This is a genomic window from Aquitalea sp. FG25, assembly GCF_057809375.1.
In genome coordinates this window covers 58,346-77,460 of the sequence record NZ_JBMDJV010000022.1, presented here as the reverse complement: position 1 = coordinate 77,460, position 19,115 = coordinate 58,346, and the positions used below count along the sequence as shown (strand labels likewise).

The following is a 19,115-nucleotide window of genomic DNA, read 5'->3' as shown; positions in this document are numbered from 1 at the left end:
GCTGTTTTCTCGACCGCTATCCGGATTCATTGCTGCATGACTTCACATTTCCATTCCTATCCGGCCCCGGCCAAGCTCAATCTGCTGCTGCATATCGTTGGCAAGCGAGCCGATGGCTATCATTTGCTGGAAACCGTGTTTCGTTTTATCGACTACAGCGATACGGTAGAACTGGCCGTGCGTGATGACGGCGTGATCGAATTGCTGAATCCGATTGCGGGGGTAGCGCCGGAGCAGGATCTCACCGTGCGTGCCGCCCGCCTGCTGCAGCGGGAAACGGGCAGCCGGCTTGGTGCCAGCATCCGCCTGAGCAAACATATCCCGATGGGCGGTGGTTTGGGTGGGGGCAGTTCTGATGCCGCCACGGTTTTGCTGGCACTTAATCATTTGTGGCAAACAAATTGTTCACGCGAAAAATTGATGGAACTGGGTTTGCAACTGGGGGCGGACGTTCCGGTGTTTATTTTCGGCAAAAATGCGCTGGCGACCGGAATTGGTGAAAAACTCAATGAAATCAATTTGAAACCGGCCTGGTATGTTGTAATTCACCCCGGTGTTCACGTACCAACTGCCGAAATATTTAAGAAATTTGCAGGAAGGGTGTTGACAGAGGAAGGCCGCATCAGCATAATGCGAATCCTCGAAACAACGCAGCAACGACGAAACGCGCTGCAGCAGGTTGTTTCAGAGCTGTACCCGGCGGTGAATGAAGTACTGAGCGAGTTGAAAAAATATGGTTCGCCGCTGATGACTGGTTCCGGAGCATGTGTGTTTCTGGAGTGCCAGTCGAAGGAAGAATCCGATAAAGTTTATCAGGCAATGTCCGCAAAGTATAAGGGATTTGTTGCGAAAGGGCTGAATAGCCACCCCTTGCTGGAGATTGTTTAAAAGTTTATTGGGGAGTCGCCAAGTGGTAAGGCACCGGATTTTGATTCCGGCATTCGTAGGTTCGATCCCTACCTCCCCAGCCAAGACTTTCTCTCAATAGAGAGAGCATGAAAAAAGCGTGTAAGAATCCCTTACACGCTTTTTCTTTATCCTGCTAAGGCAAATGGAATCATGGCGTCATACGACAGTTTGATGGTATTTACCGGGACCGCTAACCCGGAACTCGCTCAAAACGTGGTCAAGCATCTGGATATCTCCTTGGGCCGTGCCGATGTCGGCAAGTTCAGCGATGGCGAAGTCGCCGTTGAACTGCTGGAGAATGTCCGTGGTCGCGATGTGTTCATCCTGCAGTCCACCTGTGCCCCCACCAATGACAACCTGATGGAAATTCTGACCATGGCCGACGCGCTCAAGCGTGCTTCTGCCGGCCGGATTACCGCAGCCATCCCTTATTTTGGCTACGCCCGTCAGGATCGCCGTCCGCGTTCCGCCCGCGTGCCGATTTCCGCCAAACTGGTAGCCAATATGCTGACCAGCGCCGGTATCGACCGTGTACTGACCGTCGACCTACATGCCGACCAGATTCAGGGTTTCTTCGATATCCCGGTGGATAACGTTTACGCTACGCCGGTATTGCTCAAAGACATCCGCTCCCAGCGTATCGACGACCTGATCGTGGTCAGCCCGGACGTGGGTGGTGTGGTCCGTGCCCGCGCCATGGCCAAGGCGCTGAATACCGATCTGGCCATCATCGACAAGCGTCGTCCCAAGGCCAATGTGGCCGAGGTGATGAACATCATCGGTGATGTATCTGGTCGTACCTGTCTGATCGTGGATGACATGATCGACACCGCCAATACCCTGTGCAAGGCGGCTTCTGCGCTGAAAGAGCGCGGTGCTCAGCGCGTGCTGGCTTATGCAACCCATGCGATTTTCTCCGGCCAGGCCGTGGATCGCATCAAGAATTCCGACATCGACATGGTCGTTGTCACCGATACCATTCCGTTGACTGCACAGGCCCTGGCCTGCCCGAACATCCGGGTTGCCAGCATTGCCGGCCTGCTGGCCGAAACGCTGCGCCGCATCAACAACGAGGAATCGGTGTCCTACCTCTTTAATGAGGAACTGGTTTCGTCGGGCGCTTGCCTGCCGTAACATCAGGCCCGCTGGTCGCGGCGGGGCTGGTGCCTTTAACTTGAAATACTGGAGCTTTACATGGCTTATGAATTGATCGCCGCCAAGCGCGAAGAGATGGGTACTGGTGCGAGCCGCCGCCTGCGTCACGCTGGCAAACTGCCGGCCGTGGTATACGGCAATGGTGCTGCTGAGTCCATCGTTCTGGACCACAACACCGTATTTTACGCACTGAAGGAAGAGGCTTTCCACTCTGCGATTCTGGATCTGGTTATCGACGGCCAAAAGCAAGCTGTCATCCTGCGTGACTTCCAGAACCACCCGTACAAACAGCAAGTGATGCACATTGATTTCCAACGTGTTGACCTGAGCCAAAAAGTACACGTAAAGATTCAACTGCACTTCGTTAACGCCGACCAGTCGGACGCCGTTAAGCTGCAAGGTGCCAAGATCAGCCACATCATCAACGAAGTGGAAGTTCGCGCACTGCCGGGCAACCTGCCGAAGTTCATCGATGTTGACCTGTCTGCCATCAAGGTAGGCGAAGCTGTGCACCTGTCCGACCTGAAACTGCCGGAAGGTGTTGAAATCGCCGCCCTGGTTCGTGGCGAAGACGCAGCCATTGCTCTGGCCAACGCCTAAGCATTAGTGCTTGTTTGACAAGGGCTCGTTGTGAGGCTACCCGCCCGCAGCGAGCCTTTTTATTGGAATTCTCGATCATGTCTGCCATTCGCATGATTGTCGGTCTGGGCAATCCCGGCCCGGATTACGAAAAGACCCGTCACAATGCCGGTTTCTGGCTGCTGGACGAGTTGTGCTGGAAATACAAGGGCAACTGGCGTACCGAGGGCAAATTCCACGGTGATATTGCCCGTGTTCAGATCGAAGGCCAGGATATCTGGTTGCTCAAGCCGCTGACCTTCATGAATCTGTCCGGTCAGGCCGTGCTGGCGCTGGCACATTTTTACAAGATTATGCCCGATGAAATCCTGGTGGTGCACGACGAGCTGGATCTGCCTCCCGGCACTGCCCGCCTGAAACAAGGCGGCGGCCATGGTGGCCATAATGGCCTGAAAGACATTGCGGCACGCTTGAGTTCACCGGCCTTCTGGCGTTTGCGCCTGGGCATTGGCCATCCGGGCGACCGTAATGAAGTGGCCAATTTCGTGCTGAAAAAGCCACGTGCAGAAGAGCAGGGTGCCATTGATGACGCGGTGCTCAAATCACTGAATTATCTGCCGCTGGCCATTGCCGGCAATATGGCGATGGCCATGAAAGAGCTGCATACTGCAGCCAAGTAATGAACCGGGCCGGTGCTAAGCGCCCGCCTGATTGTGAATCGATTTCAAGGAATGCTGACATGAGTCTGAAGTGCGGTATTGTTGGCCTGCCCAATGTTGGCAAGTCCACACTGTTTAATGCGCTGACCAAAGCCGGTATCGAAGCCGCCAACTATCCCTTCTGCACCATCGAGCCGAATGTGGGCATCGTGGAAGTGCCGGACCCGCGTCTGGCCGAGCTGGCCAAGATCATCAACCCGCAAAAAATCCAGCCGGCCATTGTCGAGTTTGTCGACATCGCCGGTCTGGTGGCCGGTGCGTCCAAGGGCGAAGGCCTGGGCAACCAGTTCCTGGCCAACATCCGCGAAACCGACGCCATCGTCAACGTAGTGCGCTGTTTTGACGACGACAACATCGTGCACGTGGCTGGCAAGGTCGACCCGATTGCCGACATCGAAACCATTGGCACCGAACTGGCGCTGGCCGACCTGTCCTCGGTTGAAAAAGCCATGCAACGCGAAGGCAAGAAAGCCAAGTCCGGTGACAAGGATGCCCGCGCGCTGATCGCTGTGCTGGAAAAGCTGATGCCGCATCTGGACCAGGGCCAGCCGGTACGCTCGCTCAAGCTGTCCGATGAAGAAATCGCCATCATCAAACCCTTGTGCCTGCTCACCATCAAACCGGCGATGTATGTTGCCAACGTGTCCGAAGACGGCTTCAAGAACAATGCCTATCTGGACAAACTGCAGGCACTGGGCGAGCGCGAAGGCGCACCGGTAGTGGCGCTGTGTGCCGCTATCGAAAGCGAAATCGCCGACCTGGAAGATGCCGACAAGGCCGAATTCCTGGCCGAAATGGGCCTGGAAGAACCGGGCCTGGATCGCCTGATCCGTGCCGGTTACAAGCTGCTGGGCCTGCAAACCTACTTCACCGCCGGGGTGAAGGAAGTGCGCGCCTGGACCATCCATGTCGGCGACACCGCCCCGCAGGCTGCCGGTGTGATCCACACCGACTTCGAACGCGGCTTCATCCGTGCCCAGACCATCGCCTATAACGACTTCATCACCCTGGGTGGCGAAGCCAAGGCCAAGGAAGCTGGCAAGATGCGCTCGGAAGGCAAGGAATACGTGGTGCAGGATGGTGACGTGATGAACTTCTTGTTCAACGTCTAGTGGGTGGAAGGTTTTTCCAGGACTGCCTGGAAAAACTGTGAAATTCAAAAGAAACAACAAAGCCGCAGCTTTCTGCGGCTTTGTTGTTTCTGCGTATTGCCTGAAATCCCATGAGTGGCCCCGCTAAATTGTGTGCAATGGTGTGTATGCCTTTATGCCTCGCTGGATATGTCAGAACGCGAAGGAAGCATGACGGAGTGCTCATGCCTCTTTGCCATACCTTTGTACTGTCAGCGTCGGCACGCTTTGCCCCAGTGACGCTACGCTATTTTGTTAGCGGCTCTTATCCGGGCGTGGTCAATCGCACAGGCGCACATCAAGTCAATGCATCTCGCGGGAATGGGGTAATGGCAGTTTTATTGGGGTAATGACTATTGAAAATACCCTTATTTACTGTAGCATTACCCCATTCTTTCCGACCCGGATACTGCTGCATGCAATCACTCGCGCCAGACTACCTCGCCAAGTTGCGTTTCGACGCGCGGCAGTTGGCGACCCTGCGTGCCCTGGGTGAATACAGAGGTAAGCAGCAGCTCTTTGTGGCGCAGTCTCCCGAGATCCTGAGCGATCTGCGGCAGGTGGCAGTGGTTGAGTCCACCGAGTCGTCGAACCGGTTGGAAGGCGTCGTTGTCGCCGCGCACCGTCTCAAATCGCTGGTGCTCAAGAATGCCACGCCACAAAGTCGGTCTGAGCAAGAAGTGGCGGGCTATCGCGATGCCCTGGGTCTGATTCACGAAAGCGGCGAGCAGATGCCGTTTTCGGAAGGTACCGTCCTGCAACTACACAGCATGCTGCACCGCTACATGCCCCAACCAGGCGGGAAATGGAAGGCGACGAACAATGACATTATTGAGCGCCATCCTGATGGCAGCTCACGTATTCGCTTTCGTCCGGTCGCCGCACACCTCGCCCCCATGGCGATTGCAGACCTGATTGCGCGCTACCGCTTGGCCTTGGATCAACACCTGGCAGACCCCTTGGTGCTGGTGCCATTGGCCATCCTCGACTTCTTGTGCATCCACCCCTTCCCGGATGGCAACGGCCGCATGGCGCGACTGCTGACTCTGCAGCTGCTTTATCACTTCGACTATGCGGTGGGCCGCTTCATTAGTCTGGAGCGCATCTTCGAGGAGTCGAAGGAGAGCTACTACGAAACATTGGAGGCCAGCTCCCAGGGTTGGCACGATGCGGCACACGACATCGCCCCATGGCTCGACTACTTCTGGGGTGCGCTGCTGCGTGCCTACAAGGAATTTGAAGAGCGCGTCGGCTCCATCGAGCGCGGCCGGGGCGCCAAGGGCGACCGCGTTCGCTCAGAGATTCTCAAACGCCAATTGCCCTTCTCCATCTCGGAGATCGAGGAAGCCTGCCCCGGCATCAGTCGCGACATGGTGCGCGTGATCCTGCGCACCATGAAAGCCGAGGGGATGATTGCCCCGACAGGGAAGGGGCGCACGGCGAAGTGGATCAAGTTAGAGCCAAGGGACTCCAGGCCCTGAGATGCCGGGCGGGATATCAGCCTGAGGGTCCATGAAAAGTAGGCTGACCAATGGAACATCGCCAACAAGCTTCGTGGCCCCTAGCCGTATCCTGCCTTTGAGTAGCAACCTTACCCGCTTACCCAATGAAAAACGCCCCCGGATATAGAGTCCGGGGGCGTTTTGCTTGGCTGTATGTCTAATGGCCGTGGTTGGCGCAGCGGATGATGGCAAGGTCGCCGTGCTGGCGCAGGCAGTAGCGCAGGTCTACCTGGGGGCCGGGCAGGTGTATCCGGCCTGCCCCTTCTTGCGCCACCGGTGTAGAGGCTGGCGCCACTGCGGTAGCAGGGGCTGCGACAGGGGCCGGGGCTGTTCTGGCAGGAGGCATGCTAGCAGCCGGGTTTGTTGCCTTGCTGGCCGGTGCGGCTTCTGTGCTGGCTGGTGCAGCGGCGGTGGGCGCGGGTGCTGCTTCCGGTGCTGGCGCACTTGGCGCGGGCTGGCTGTTCATCCCCGCCATGAGGCCTGGCAGGTTCAATGGCTGGCCATTGGCTTTAACCCCGTTGCGATCAATCAGCAGGCTGCTGCTGATGACCTTGCCATCGTTCTTGATCAGCCCCTGAGTTTGCCATTGTGTCAGCATCATTTCGGCTTGTGCCTTGGCCTGCGTTGAGGGTGCCAGGGCATCGAGCAGGCTGCGGTCGACTGCCAGGCTGGCTTTCAGGGTGCTGCGCTGCTGTCCTTGTGTGGCCAGCCAGGGCAGGGTGATGTCGGCAGCCTTGACGCCGCTGCCATCGAAGCCGATGGAGAAGCTTCCCTGAATATTGCCTTTGGGCATGTGCAGCGACAGGCGTTGCAGATTGAAGGAGGGGGATTGTGCCAGGAAGGCGCCCATGTGCTTGTACACCAGCGCCATGGATGCCTGCTGGATGGCGGCCGGATTGTTGCGCAGGTCGGCACGATTGGCCAGTGCCATGGTGTCTGCTTGCCAGGCAAGCAAGGCCTGCTTGTTGAGGTTGTTGTAGCTGAAGTCGAGGTCGATATTGTCCTGCTCCTGGGTGGGCAGGCCGGGTGGGGACAGCTTGAGGCTGTCCAGATGAGTCAGGTAGCTGATGTCGAAATTGCCACCCTTGTCATCCAGTTTGATATCCATGTGGCTCGGGCCCACCTGGGCCAGCAGCGTGGCACCGGCCAGCAGGCTGGCACCGCCCAGTTGCTGCTTCATTTGCGAGGCCCAGGGGGCATCGGGCTTATTGAAGGCACTCACCTGGCCATTGAGCTTGAGATCATTCATCCGCAACACCACGCCATTGCTGCCACTGCTGGCTACCTGAAAGTTGAAGGTGGGCAGTGCGAAGTCGTAGCTGACCGGCTCGCCGTCCCTGGTGTGGGTTTTGCCGTCGATGCTGAAGGTGAAGGTACCGGCAGCATTGTTGATGATGACATCATGGCCGACAAGATGGCTGTCGTTGCTGCCATCGGTATTGCGGATGCTTTCTAGCGTCAGCGGCAGGGGAAGGCCTGGTTTACCCTGTTCATCCAGCGGTGTGAAGCTGATGTCGGTACGGGACCAGCGCATGAAGGGCAGCGGCAGCTGATGGATCTTGTAGTCCAGCTGCATCACCTCTAGCTGGCCGCCGATGGGCAGCTTCAATTGCACCTTGGCGGTAGAGGTGAACCAGCCGCGGTCGAACTGTTGCAGGCTGAGCATGGAGCCACCCGCCTTGTTGCTCATGGTGGCAAAGTCACTGCGCATTTTTTCTTCATAGCGCATGCCGACAATGCCGGGCGCAATGGCACACCAAGCTGCCACCGCCAGGCCCAGTAGCACTGCAGTTATCTTGATTGTCTTCATTGCATCTCCCTGTGGCGCTCAATGACATACGCCTATCGCTGACATGTCCGCCAGACTAGCAGGGGAAAGCGCGCTGTACCAGCCTGGTTTCACGCTACCGACAGTAGATTGCGGGGGAAAATCCGGGTGTCTTTACGCGGGCATTCCGGGCAAAATGGAGCGCTTGTTCCCGGCCAATCTCCTGCCCGATCCATTATGGAGCCGTTCATGTTTCATTTTTCGCAGTCTTTACCGCTGCCCTTGCTGGCACTGATTGCCGCCGCTGGCTTGTATGCGGGCATTCAGAATGCACTGGCGGGTGGTGGTTCTTTCATTACCTTCCCGGCCTTGCTGCTGGCCGGGCTCAATCCGCTGGCTGCCAATATGAGCAGCACCATCGCGCTGTTTCCCAGCCAGATCACCTCGGCGCTGGCCGGGCGCAAGCTGGTGGGCGGGGTGGGGCCGGTGCCGTTTCGTCATTTGTTTATCGTCAGCCTGATTGGCGGCGTGCTAGGTGCCTTGCTGCTGCTGTCCACGCCGGTGAGCATCTTTACCCGGCTGGTGCCGTGGCTGGTGTTGTTTGCTACCAGCGTGTTTGCCTGGGGGAGTTTTCGCCGTAAGCCGATGGTGGACCCGGATGCGCCGCCGCGCCATCTGTCCACGCCGCTGCTATTGCTGATTCAGGGGGCAATTGCCGTGTATGGCGGGTATTTTGGCGGCGGCATCGGCTTTCTGATGCTGGCGGCGCTGACTATTGCCGGCCAACAGGTGCGCATGGCCACCGCGACCAAGAACGCGCTGGCCATGACCATGAACGCCTCGGCCGTGGCGATTTTTGCCTTTTCCCCCCTGATCAACTGGGCTGCCGTGCTGGCATTGGGTGTCGGTGGCATTGCTGGCGGGGTGGTGGGGGGCTGGCTGATGCACCGGCTGCCGGAACGCCATTTGCGTGGTTTTGTGGTGGTGGTGGGCAGCTTGCTGACAGTGTGGCTGTTTGTGCGTTGAAGCGGGCGTATATTGTGGTCACGGAAGAAGTTTCTGGCTTGATCAGATGAATATTGATATATTCTACTTCTGGTTAAAATCTTTGTTTAAAATAACTCAGGGTTATTTTGATATGAAAAAAATTCTGCTCGCTACCCTTATCGCCACTTTCGCTGGCCATGCCTTTGCTGCTGATCTGCTGGATACCGTCAAGCAGCGCGGTACGCTGAAAATTGCCGTGGAAGGCACTTACCCGCCGTTTACCTTCAAGGACGCCAATCAGAAGCTGACTGGCTTCGATGTGGAAGTGGCTACCGAAGTGGCCAAGCGTCTGAAAGTGAAACCGGAGTTCACCACCGGTGAATGGAGCGGCCTGTTGGCTGGTCTGCAGGCTGGCAAGTTTGACGTGGTGGTCAACCAAGTGGGCATTACCGACAAGCGCAAGGAAACCTTCGACTTTTCCCAGCCTTATACCTTCTCCAGCGCCCAGCTGATCGTGCGCAAGAATGAAAGCCGTGTGTTCAAGTCGCTGGACGACCTGAAAGGCAAGAAAGTTGGCGTGGGTCAGGGCAGCAACTATGCCGACATGGTGAAGGCCGTGAACGGTATCGAGGTCAAGGTGTACCCGTCGGCCCCGGAGAACCTGCAGGATCTGGCCAGCGGTCGCATCGATGCTGCGCTGAATGACAGTCTGCTGATTCCGTTTGCCATCAAGCAGGCCAAGTTGCCGTTGAAGGCCGGTCACCCGGTGGGTGATGTCACCACCATGGGCATTCCGTTTGCCAAGAACAACCCCAAGTTCAAGCAGGCTGTGGATAAGGCGCTGAATGACATGAAGGCCGATGGCAGCTTCAAGAAGATTTCGGTGAAGTGGTTTGGTATTGATGTGTCCAAGGCACCGACGGCCGCCAAGTAAGCTGGTTCGGCCTGTTGTAGCCATCGTGTTTTACCTTCAGTGCCATTAGAATGCACTGATTGCTGCGCCCCTGCCGGTCAGGGGCGCAGGTGTTTCTGAATGGGGATAAAAACATGGAGTGGGCCGATCTGCTTAGCGCCGCCTTGCCAGTCATGCTGAAGGGCGCGTTGTATACGCTGATGTTTGCCGTGGTGGCCATGGTGCTGGGGTTGTTGCTGGGATTTGTGGTGGCGCTGTTGCGCGTGGGCAGGGTGCCGGTGCTGTCGCAGCTGGTGGCCTTTTACGTCAGCGCCATGCGCGGAACCCCGCTGCTGGTGCAGATTTTTGTTATCTATTACGGCCTGCCGGGCATCGGCATCGAGCTGGATCCGGTACCTGCCGGCATTATTGCGCTGACGCTGAATGTGGCGGCGTATCTGTCCGAAAGCCTGCGTGGCGGCATTGCCGGGGTGGATCGCGGACAGTGGGATGCCGGGCTGTCGCTGGGCTTCAGCTGGTGGCAGACCATGCGCTATATCGTGGCCCCGCAGGCATTGCGGCTGTCGGTGCCCAGCCTGTCCAATTCGCTGATCAGCCTGATCAAGGACACCTCGCTGGTATCGGTCATTACCGTAACCGAACTGATGCTGGCCACCAAGGAAGTGATTGCCCAGACTTTTCAGCCGCTGCCGCTCTATCTGGGTGCGGCTGCGCTGTACTGGCTGATGAGCGCCAGCTTCGAGCGCCTGCAAAAGCGGGTGGAGCGCAAGCTGGAAATGGCACATCAGCGCTGAATCACCTTCCCAATAAAAATCCCCGCGTAAGGCGGGGATTTTTATGATGATGCGTAGCCTGTGACTCAGGCGTGCTGGTACATGCTTTCGATCAATGCCTGACAGCGCTGGCTGATTACCTTGCGCCGTAGCTTGAGGGTAGGGGCCAGCTCGCCGGCATCCACGCACCAGGGTTTGTCCAGCAGGGCAAATTTCTTGATGTGTTCCCAGCTGCCAAAGTGGCGGTTGAAACGTTTGATCTCGCGCTCTATCAGTTCCACGATGCGCGGATGCAGCCGCATCTCGCTATTGGTGGTGTAGGTGATGCCGTGTTCCAGGCACCATTCCTGCAGGCGTTCATACAGCGGCACAATCAGCGCCGCAGCAAATTTCTGCCCGTCGCCCACCACCATGATCTGGTCAATGAAGGCCGATTCCTTCAGCTTGTTTTCCAGTAACTGCGGGGCGATGTATTTGCCGTTGCTGGTTTTGAACATTTCCTTCTTGCGGTCGGTAATGCGCAGATAACCCTGCTCCAGCACGCCGATATCACCGGTATGCAGCCAGCCATGCTGCAGGGTTTCGGCGGTGAGTGCCGACTCCTTGTAATAGCCCACCATTACATTGGGGCCGCGCACCAGGATTTCGCCATCATCGGCCAGCTTCAGTTCCACCCCCTGAAGAGGAATGCCGACGCTACCAATGCGGACAGCTTCCGGCTGGAAAGGATTGGCGGTAATCACCGGCGCAGTTTCACTCATCCCATAGCCTTCGGCCACGGCAATGCCACTGGCCCACAGCAAGCGTGCCAGGCGCGGTTGCAGGGCTGCGGAGCCCACATTCACCCAACGCAGTTGACCTCCCATGGCGGCACGCCATTTGCGGTACACCAGGCGATCGGCAATGGCATGGCGGATGGCCGCCAGGCCACGTGGCGGTTGATTGGGTTCATAAGCTTCTGCCCGTGCCATGGCCCATAAATACAGTCGGCGCTGCCAGCCGTTCAGGGTTCTGGCTCTGGCCAGCAATTTTTCATGTACCTTTTCCAGTACCCGTGGCACGGCACTGAAGGTATGGGGCCGGACTTCTGCCAGGTTGGCGGACAAGTTATCAACCCCAGAAAAATAGACACCGGTGCCGGTGAGCAGGTAATACAGCACGCCGGCGCGCTCGAAAATGTGCGATAGCGGTAGAAAACTCAGTGCTCGGCATTGGCCAGCAGGCAGACGGGTATGCTCTGCCGTGGCAATCACGGTGCTGACCACATTGCGATGCGACAGCATCACGCCTTTGGCACGACCGGTAGTGCCCGAGGTGTAGATGATGGTGAACACGTCGTCCGCCTGTATGCTGTTGCGCAGCAAGGCCAGCTGGCGCAGGTTGCCGTTGCGGCCGGCATCACGCAGCACGGTCCAGGCGGGCAGGGTGTCCAGCGGGTTGAGCGCGAAGCAGGGACAGGGGCGGCCATCCAGTGCCTGCTCCAGCTTGCGCTGCAATGCGCGGCTGCCGACAAAAGCCAGCTTGACCTCGGCATGGGCGAGGATATAGCGTGCATCTTCCAGGGTGCAGGTGGGATAAAGCGGCACGCTGACGGCACCGATCTGTTGCAGGGCAAGATCGACGATCACCCAGGCGGGACAGTTGTCGGCGGCAATAGCCACCTTGTCGCCACGCACGATGCCGTGCTGCAGCAAGCCCAGGCTGAGTGCATTGACGGCCTCCATCACCTCGGTGCTGCTCAGGGACTGCCATTGCCCTGCGGTTTTGCTAGACAGGCAATCAGGCCGAGGCAGGGTTTCCAACTGGTGAAAGAGGATGTCAAAAGCGCGTTCTAGCTTCATTCGTACAATTGTTTGATTCAGAAACGGCGCAAATTAGCCCTATTCCCTTTCGGTGTAAAGAAAATTGCGGCTAATTTTTGGGAATAATCAATAAATTGCCGGCAGCTTGCTGGTTTTTGTATTTATCATGCGCTTAATAATGCCGTTGGTATCGTTGGTGGTTTTGCAGCGGCAAGCGCCGCGACTGCCTTGATTCCCTCTGGCTTCAGGAAAACAGGAAACATCATGAAATTTGCCACCAAGACGATTCATTCCGGCTATGACAGCAGCCAGCACAGCAAATCGGTGATGCCACCCATTTATCAGACATCGGTGTTCGAGTTTGCCGAAGTCGGCGAGCAATTGCCGTTTTCTTATGCCCGCACAGGTACGCCTACCCGTGCCGCGCTGGAAACCTGCCTGGCCAGCTTGGAAAATGCAAAATATGGCCTGGCATTTGCCAGCGGCATGGCCGCTATCGATGCCGTGTTGCGCGCCACGCTCAAGCCTGGTGACGAAGTGATTGCCGTGGCGGACCTGTACGGCGGTGCCTATCGTCTGCTCACCAAGGTGATGGAGCCTGCTGGCATCACCGTCACCTTTGCCGATCTGACTGATGCCACTAATCTGGCCAGCCTCATCAGTGCACGCACCAAGCTGGTATGGCTGGAGTCACCCACCAATCCCTTGCTGAATCTGGTTGATATCAGCGCGCTGTCGGCCATTGCGCACCAGCATGGCGCGGTGGTGGCAGTGGACAGTACCTTTGCCACGCCGTATTTGCAGAACCCCATCGACCTGGGGGCGGACATCGTGGTGCACTCGGCTACCAAATACCTGGGTGGCCATTCTGATGTACTGCTGGGCCTGGTGGCGGTCAGTGACGACAAGCTGTTTGCTGACATCAAGTTCATCCAGAATTCTGCTGGTGGCGTGCCGGGGCCGCAAGATTGCTTCCTCACCCTGCGTGGAATCAAGACCTTGCACCTGCGCATGGAACGCCATTGCGACAATGCCGAACAGGTAGCGGCCTTCCTGCGCAATCATCCCAAGGTGGAAAAGGTGTTCTTCCCCGGCTTTGCCGACCACCCCGGCCATGCCATTGCCAAGCAGCAGATGCGGCGGTTTGGCGGCATCGTCACCATCTGGCTGAAGGAGGACACTCGCGCCGAAGCCAGCCGCGTGGCCAGCAAATTGCAGCTGTTTGCCTTGGCCGAGTCGCTGGGCGGGGTGGAATCGCTGGTCAACCATAGCTACACCATGTCGCACGGCGGTATGCCGCCGGAGCAGAAAGCCGCGCTGGGCATCCGTGAAGGCGGCCTGCGCCTGTCCATCGGTGTGGAAGATATCGAAGACATTCTGGCGGATCTGACACAGGCACTGGCCGATTAAGCGGTCATGGCTTGCCGAGGGCTGCGCAGCAAGCCGGGTCAGGCTTGTTGCGGGGGCCCTGATGCGGTAAATTACCTGAGTAAATTACTAAGGTATTAATCATGGCCGCCCCCGCAGCAGAAAAATTCACCGCCCAAACCATTCTTTCCCTGCAGCACTGGAGTGAAAAGCTGTTCAGCTTTCGCCTGAGCCGCCCTGAATCCTGGCGCTTTGTCCCTGGCCAGTTTGCTCGGCTGGGCCTGCCACTGGAAAACGGCGGCATGGTGTGGCGGGCCTATTCCATGACGTCCGCCAGCTGGGACGAGCATCTGGAGTTTTTCTCCATCGTGGTGCCGGACGGGCTGTTCACCTCGCGCCTGGCACGCTTGCAGGTGGGGGATGAGGTGCTGCTGGACAATAAGGCCAATGGCTTTTTCACGGTGGACCGGCTGCCGGATGGCGAAGACCTGTGGCTGTTGGCTACCGGTACCGGGCTGGCGCCGTATCTGTCGATTTTGCAGCAGCCGGAAGTGTGGCAGCGCTTTGCCCGCATTGTGCTGGTGCATTGCGTGCGCGATGCCAGCGAGCTGGCCTACCGCAGCGAGATTGACGCGCTGCGCCAGCACCCCTTGTGGGCGGAGTGGGGTGAGCGCCTGCAGTATATCCCGGTGGTAACCCGCCAAGCCGAAGCCGGCATGCTGCAGCAACGCATACCGGCCTTGCTGGCCAGCGGTGAGTTGGCCGAAGCTGCCGGACTGCCGCTGACGGTGGAGCGTTCGCGTTTCATGATCTGCGGTAACCCGGCCATGGTGGAAGACACCCACCGCCAGCTAATGAAAATGGGTTTTCGCCTGAGTCGGCTGAGTGCGCCGGGTCATCTGGTGCTGGAAAACGGCTGGTAAACCACAATAAAAAAGCCCCACCTCGGTGGGGCTTTTTGCTGAATGGGCTGGCGTTTACTTCACGCAATCCACGCAGTAGACCTTGCGGCCCTCGACATCGGTGGCCACCAGGCCGTGCACGTCGGTTTCGAAGCCCGGCAGTTCGCGGTTGAAGGCCTGGGCAAAGCGCAGGTAGTCAACAATGGTCTTGTTGAAACGCTCGCCCGGAATCAGCAGCGGAATGCCCGGCGGATACGGCGTCAGCAGCACGGCGGTAACGCGGCCTTCCAGCTGGTCTACCGGCACGCGTTCGATCTCGCGGTGCGCCATCTTGGCAAAGGCATCGGCCGGGCGCATGGCCGGTTCCATCTCGGACAGATAGATCTCGGTGGTCAGGCGGGCGATGTCGTGCTTGGTGTACAGCGCGTGAATGCGCTGGCACAGGTCTTGCAAACCCACACGCTCATACTGCGGATAGCGGGCGACAAAGTCCGGCATGGCGCGCCACAGCGGCTGGTTCTTGTCGAAGTCGTCCTTGAACTGCTGCAGCAGCGAAATCAGCGTGTTCCAGCGGCCCTTGGTGATGCCGATGGTGAACATGATGAAGAAGCTGTACAGGCCGGTTTTTTCTACCACTACGCCGTGCTCGGTCAGGTACTTGGTGACAATGGCGGCCGGAATGCCCATTTCTTCGAAGCTGCCATCCACGTCCAGGCCCGGCGTCAGCACGGTGGCCTTGATCGGGTCCAGCAGGTTGAAGCCTTCCTCGATACCGGCAAAGCCGTGCCAGTGCGCGCCGGGTTTCAGTTCCCAGTCAATCGGGTCGCAGATGCCGTCGTCGGACAGCTCGTCCGGGCCCCATACGCTGAACCACCAGTCGTTGCCGTATTCCTCATCCACCTTGCGCATGGCGCGGCGGAAATCCAGGGCCTCTACCAGCGATTCTTCCACCAGTGCCTGGCCGCCGGGCTGTTCCATCATGGCGGCAGCCACATCGCAGCTGGCAATAATCGAGTATTGCGGGCTGGTGGAGGTGTGCATCAGATAAGCCTCGTTGAACCAGGCGGTATCCAGCTGACGGTTTTGCGGGTCCTGCACCAGAATTTGCGAGGCCTGGCTGATGCCGGCCAGCAGTTTGTGGGTGGACTGGGTGGAGAAGATCAGGCTGTCGCGGCAGCGCGGGCGGCCTTCACCAATGGCATGGAAGTCGCCATAGAAATCGTGGAAGCTGGCGTGCGGCAGCCAGGCTTCGTCAAAGTGCAGCGTGTCCACTTCACCATCCAGAATGCCCTTGATCTCTTCCACGTTGTACAAAATGCCATCGTAGGTGGATTGGGTGATGGTGAGAATGCGCGGCTTGAGCTTGGGGTTCTTTTCCAGTGCTTCGCGGGCAAAGGGGTTGGCCAGAATCTTCTTCTTGATGTTGTCCAGCTGGAATTCCGACTTGGGAATCGGGCCAATGATGCCGTAGTGGTTGCGCGTGGGCATCAGGAAGACCGGAATGGCACCGGTCATCATGATGGCGTGCAGGTTGGACTTGTGGCAGTTACGGTCCACCAGCACGATGTCACCGGCTGCCACGCAGCTGTGCCACACGATCTTGTTGGACGTAGAGGTGCCGTTGGTGACAAAAAACAGGTGGTCGGCATTGAAAATGCGCGCTGCGTTGCGTTCCGAAGCGGCAATCGGGCCGGTGTGGTCCAGCAGCTGGCCCAGTTCGTCCACCGCATTGCACACGTCGGCGCGCAGCATGTTTTCGCCAAAGAACTGGTGGAACATCTGGCCCACCGGGCTCTTCAGGAAGGCCACGCCGCCGGAGTGGCCGGGGCAGTGCCAGGAGTAGGAGCCATCGTGGGCGTAGTCCACCAGCGCGCGGAAAAACGGCGGGGCCAGGCTGTCCAGATAGCTCTTGGATTCACGGATGATGTGGCGCGCCACGAATTCCGGCGTGTCTTCGTGCATGTGGATGAAGCCATGCAGCTCACGCAGGATGTCGTTGGGAATGTGGCGCGCGGTACGGGTTTCGCCGTACAGGTACACCGGAATATCCGGGTTGCGGCGGCGAATTTCCGCCACAAAGCTGTACAGCTGGCCCAGGGCGTTTTCCGAGGCGTCGTCGGTCTGAAATTCTTCGTCGTCGATGGACAAAATGAAACCGGCTGCCCGGCTTTGCTGTTGGGCAAAGGAGGTGAGGTCACCATAGCTGGTGTAACCAATCACGCTCATGCCTTCGGCTTCCATGGCTGCTGCCAGTTCGCGGATGCCGGAGCCGCTGGTGTTTTCCGAGCGGAAGTCCTCGTCGATGATGACGATGGGGAAGTGAAAACGCATACCTGAGTCCTTGTCGGTCATAACTCGGACACTACAGCCGGGGATGGCCATTCAGGAAGGCAGCCTTTGCCATGGGCAAGGGCAATACCGTGCACCTGTAACGCCTGTCGGCCCGCAGCTTGCTGCAGTGTCACTCGGTGCGCGTTGGGGCGCAGTCGCTGGTCCCTGCCGGATGGCAGTGGGCGGGGCTGGCCTTGAGGCGCGTAATGTAACTAGGCGCGCACGAAAACCGGGGTGCATCCTGCAGGCTGACGTGGTGTGGCCGCAGATCCCCGGCTTTCTTAGGGAGCACGCTGGGTGGTGCGTCCTTCACGTCGGCCGGCTTGGAGAACATCCCAAGAAAGCGCGCATTGTAGACCTTTTACCGTGCTTGTGTTGCACGGCAATATCAGTGCGTGAAAATAATCTGCGGGTTTGATCAAATAGAGCTGGCGAAGCCTTGTGGCATAAGGCTTTCCCTGCCTGGATTGCTACTTAACGGTTTGTTTTAAGACAGTTTAGGTCGTGGGTGGCGCTGGTGGCTTGAGATTATTTTTTGTCGCTGCCGACTGTTGTTTTTTTTCATTGCGCCGGCGATACAAGCCCAGTGCCTTCAAGACGATGGCGCCACCACTGAGTGTGAGCAGGAAAACCAGCGGGCCGGCCACCAGCCAGGGAAACAGGGCTGCCAGTACGGCGAAGATCAACAGGCTCAGTCCGATGGTGAGAAAGGCCGTGGCCTCGCTGCTGTCTATGCTGCGGGTACCGCGCACCACTGCACCCAGCGCATCGCCAATACGCGCGGCCTGGCGCGCGGCGGCACTGGCACTACTGCGTGCAGCATGGCTGGCATTGGGAAAGCGCAGGGAAGCCTGCTGGCGCTGGCGCGGGTGCGTCAATACCGGCGTGCGCTTGTGGCCGCTGAGCACCACTTCGGTGGATTGTTCCAGATCCTGCAAAAAGCGGGCGGCCAGTTCGCTAGCCACGCTTTCGTCCTCGATGGAGACATCGATTTCGCGATTGGCCAGCCAGCTGGAAATGTTCAGATTGGTGGAGCCGATGCGTGCCCAGCGGCCATCCGCCACGGCAGTCTTGGCATGGATCATCGGCCCGTTCCACTCGAACACCCGCACGCCGGATTCCAGCAATGGCCGGTACATGGTGCGCGACACGGTGGCAATCCAGCGGATATCACTGGAACGTGGCACCAGCAAACGTACATCCACCCCGTCACGCGCAGCCTGCTTCAGTGCTGACAGATAGGTGCTGGTGCCCATGAAATAAGCATCGGTCAGCCACAGCGTGCGGCGGGCAAAGCTGGCAATCAGCAAATCCAGCCGCATCATGTGGGCGGTGGAGGGGGTGGTGGCAATCAGCCGGGCGGCAATCGTGCCGCATTCGGACTGTGCGACGTCTGCCAGCCAACTGCCCTCCAGTGCCGGGCCGCAGCTGGCCCAGCTGTCGGCAAAGGCTGCCAGTGCTTCAAGTACCAAGGGGCCGCGCAGCAACAGACCGGTGTCGCGCCATGGCGCAATGTCAGCCTCTGGCCTGCCTTCCCAGCTGGCACTGATGCACAGGCCGGAAATGAAGGCCTGCTGCCGGTCCACCACAATCAGCTTACGATGGTTACGCCCCAGCAGGCTGAGCCCGCCAGTCAGCGTAGGCGGGTTATAGGCCCGTACCTCGGCCCCGGCCGCCAGTAGCGGGCGGAAAAAGCCAGTCAGCCATGGTCGCCAGCAACCCAGCCAGTCATACAGCAGGCATACCTTGATGCCAGCGGCAGCCTTGTCGGCCAGCAACTGGCGAATCTCACGGCCAAAGCGATCATTGGCCACGATATACATTTCAATGAATACCGACTCTTCTGCAGCGGCAATGGCCTGTTTCCAGGCCGGGAAATTATCCGTACTGTCATACAGCAGTGTGATTTGGTTGCCCGCAATCAGCGGTGCCCCGGCTGAGCGCGAAAAGGCTTGGTCTGCCAGTTGGCGAACGAAATCCTGGCTGAGTGCTGTAGTGGTATCGCTACGCATGGTCGTGGTATGAATTTTGTCTGACAATATTCGAAAAATGCTTATTTATATGGTTTTGGATTGCCCTGCTATGCACCACAATGGGTCGTAAATTTGAATATGGGTGTCACAAAACTGGAAGAAAAATGTACTTTTTTTGCGGGTTTTCCCTGATTTTTTTTGAGAAAGTCGCACTCAAGGTATTGAAATTAAACAATTATTGCGCTGCGAGAGAAAAGGCAATAACTGGTTGCAAGGTCAAGCAAGTTGCCCTTAGAATCGATTC

The 19,115-nt window shown here is 58.1% G+C and carries 15 protein-coding genes and 1 tRNA gene; 12 read left to right on the top strand and 4 right to left on the bottom strand.

Annotated features, from left to right (window positions below):
* Positions 1 to 36 precede the first annotated feature (36 nt).
* From ispE to ACODR9_RS18270, 7 genes are all read left to right on the top strand, one after another.
* Positions 37 to 888, top strand: a complete 852-nt coding sequence (ispE, locus tag ACODR9_RS18300; RefSeq protein ID WP_488811040.1) for a 4-(cytidine 5'-diphospho)-2-C-methyl-D-erythritol kinase — start codon at positions 37 to 39, stop codon at positions 886 to 888.
* An 8-nt stretch (positions 889 to 896) separates the two neighbouring features.
* Positions 897 to 971 (top strand) — tRNA-Gln (locus ACODR9_RS18295).
* Between the two features lie 88 nt (positions 972 to 1,059).
* Complete coding sequence (locus ACODR9_RS18290; RefSeq protein WP_045846690.1) at positions 1,060 to 2,043, top strand: ribose-phosphate pyrophosphokinase; 984 nt, start codon at positions 1,060 to 1,062, stop codon at positions 2,041 to 2,043.
* A 60-nt stretch (positions 2,044 to 2,103) separates the two neighbouring features.
* Positions 2,104 to 2,664 carry a 50S ribosomal protein L25/general stress protein Ctc gene (locus ACODR9_RS18285; RefSeq protein WP_488811038.1) on the top strand — a complete coding sequence of 187 codons (561 nt, stop codon included), beginning with the start codon at positions 2,104 to 2,106 and terminating at the stop codon, positions 2,662 to 2,664.
* A 74-nt stretch (positions 2,665 to 2,738) separates the two neighbouring features.
* Positions 2,739 to 3,323: an aminoacyl-tRNA hydrolase gene (pth, locus tag ACODR9_RS18280; RefSeq protein WP_488811065.1), complete on the top strand. Its 585-nt coding sequence runs from the start codon at positions 2,739 to 2,741 to the stop codon at positions 3,321 to 3,323.
* A 59-nt stretch (positions 3,324 to 3,382) separates the two neighbouring features.
* Positions 3,383 to 4,474: a redox-regulated ATPase YchF gene (gene ychF / locus ACODR9_RS18275; RefSeq protein ID WP_488811036.1), complete on the top strand. Its 1,092-nt coding sequence runs from the start codon at positions 3,383 to 3,385 to the stop codon at positions 4,472 to 4,474.
* 434 nt (positions 4,475 to 4,908) lie between these two features.
* Complete coding sequence (locus ACODR9_RS18270; protein ID WP_488811034.1) at positions 4,909 to 5,973, top strand: Fic family protein; 1,065 nt, start codon at positions 4,909 to 4,911, stop codon at positions 5,971 to 5,973.
* Between the two features lie 178 nt (positions 5,974 to 6,151).
* On the opposite strand, the gene ACODR9_RS18265 is transcribed toward ACODR9_RS18270, so the two are convergent.
* Positions 6,152 to 7,804 (bottom strand): DUF945 family protein, encoded by a 1,653-nt coding sequence (locus tag ACODR9_RS18265; RefSeq protein WP_488811032.1) that lies wholly within the window; start codon positions 7,802 to 7,804, stop codon positions 6,152 to 6,154.
* 207 nt (positions 7,805 to 8,011) lie between these two features.
* Here ACODR9_RS18265 and ACODR9_RS18260 point away from each other — a divergent pair, with 207 nt between their 5' ends.
* From ACODR9_RS18260 to ACODR9_RS18250, 3 genes are all read left to right on the top strand, one after another.
* Positions 8,012 to 8,788, top strand: coding sequence for a sulfite exporter TauE/SafE family protein (locus ACODR9_RS18260; RefSeq protein WP_488811030.1), 777 nt, complete (start codon positions 8,012 to 8,014; stop codon positions 8,786 to 8,788).
* 112 nt (positions 8,789 to 8,900) lie between these two features.
* Positions 8,901 to 9,683 (top strand): transporter substrate-binding domain-containing protein, encoded by a 783-nt coding sequence (locus tag ACODR9_RS18255; protein ID WP_488811028.1) that lies wholly within the window; start codon positions 8,901 to 8,903, stop codon positions 9,681 to 9,683.
* 113 nt (positions 9,684 to 9,796) lie between these two features.
* Positions 9,797 to 10,456 carry an amino acid ABC transporter permease gene (locus ACODR9_RS18250; RefSeq protein WP_488811026.1) on the top strand — a complete coding sequence of 220 codons (660 nt, stop codon included), beginning with the start codon at positions 9,797 to 9,799 and terminating at the stop codon, positions 10,454 to 10,456.
* A gap of 65 nt (positions 10,457 to 10,521) precedes the next feature.
* Here the strand turns inward: ACODR9_RS18250 and ACODR9_RS18245 are convergent, their stop codons facing one another.
* The gene (locus tag ACODR9_RS18245) at positions 10,522 to 12,276 is read right to left on the bottom strand and encodes an AMP-dependent synthetase/ligase (protein ID WP_488811024.1); all 1,755 of its coding nucleotides are present in this window, start codon (positions 12,274 to 12,276) and stop codon (positions 10,522 to 10,524) included.
* 225 nt (positions 12,277 to 12,501) lie between these two features.
* Here ACODR9_RS18245 and ACODR9_RS18240 point away from each other — a divergent pair, with 225 nt between their 5' ends.
* Complete coding sequence (locus ACODR9_RS18240) at positions 12,502 to 13,647, top strand: trans-sulfuration enzyme family protein (RefSeq protein WP_488811022.1); 1,146 nt, start codon at positions 12,502 to 12,504, stop codon at positions 13,645 to 13,647.
* Between the two features lie 101 nt (positions 13,648 to 13,748).
* A complete protein-coding gene (locus ACODR9_RS18235) occupies positions 13,749 to 14,528 on the top strand; it encodes a ferredoxin--NADP reductase (protein WP_488811020.1) in 780 nt (259 codons plus the stop codon).
* A gap of 54 nt (positions 14,529 to 14,582) precedes the next feature.
* Here the strand turns inward: ACODR9_RS18235 and ACODR9_RS18230 are convergent, their stop codons facing one another.
* Together ACODR9_RS18230 and ACODR9_RS18225 are read right to left on the bottom strand one after the other, a co-directional pair.
* Positions 14,583 to 16,838, bottom strand: coding sequence for an Orn/Lys/Arg family decarboxylase (locus tag ACODR9_RS18230; RefSeq protein ID WP_488811018.1), 2,256 nt, complete (start codon positions 16,836 to 16,838; stop codon positions 14,583 to 14,585).
* Between the two features lie 497 nt (positions 16,839 to 17,335).
* The gene (locus ACODR9_RS18225; protein ID WP_488811016.1) at positions 17,336 to 18,850 is read right to left on the bottom strand and encodes a phospholipase D-like domain-containing protein; all 1,515 of its coding nucleotides are present in this window, start codon (positions 18,848 to 18,850) and stop codon (positions 17,336 to 17,338) included.
* Positions 18,851 to 19,115: the final 265 nt, after the last annotated feature.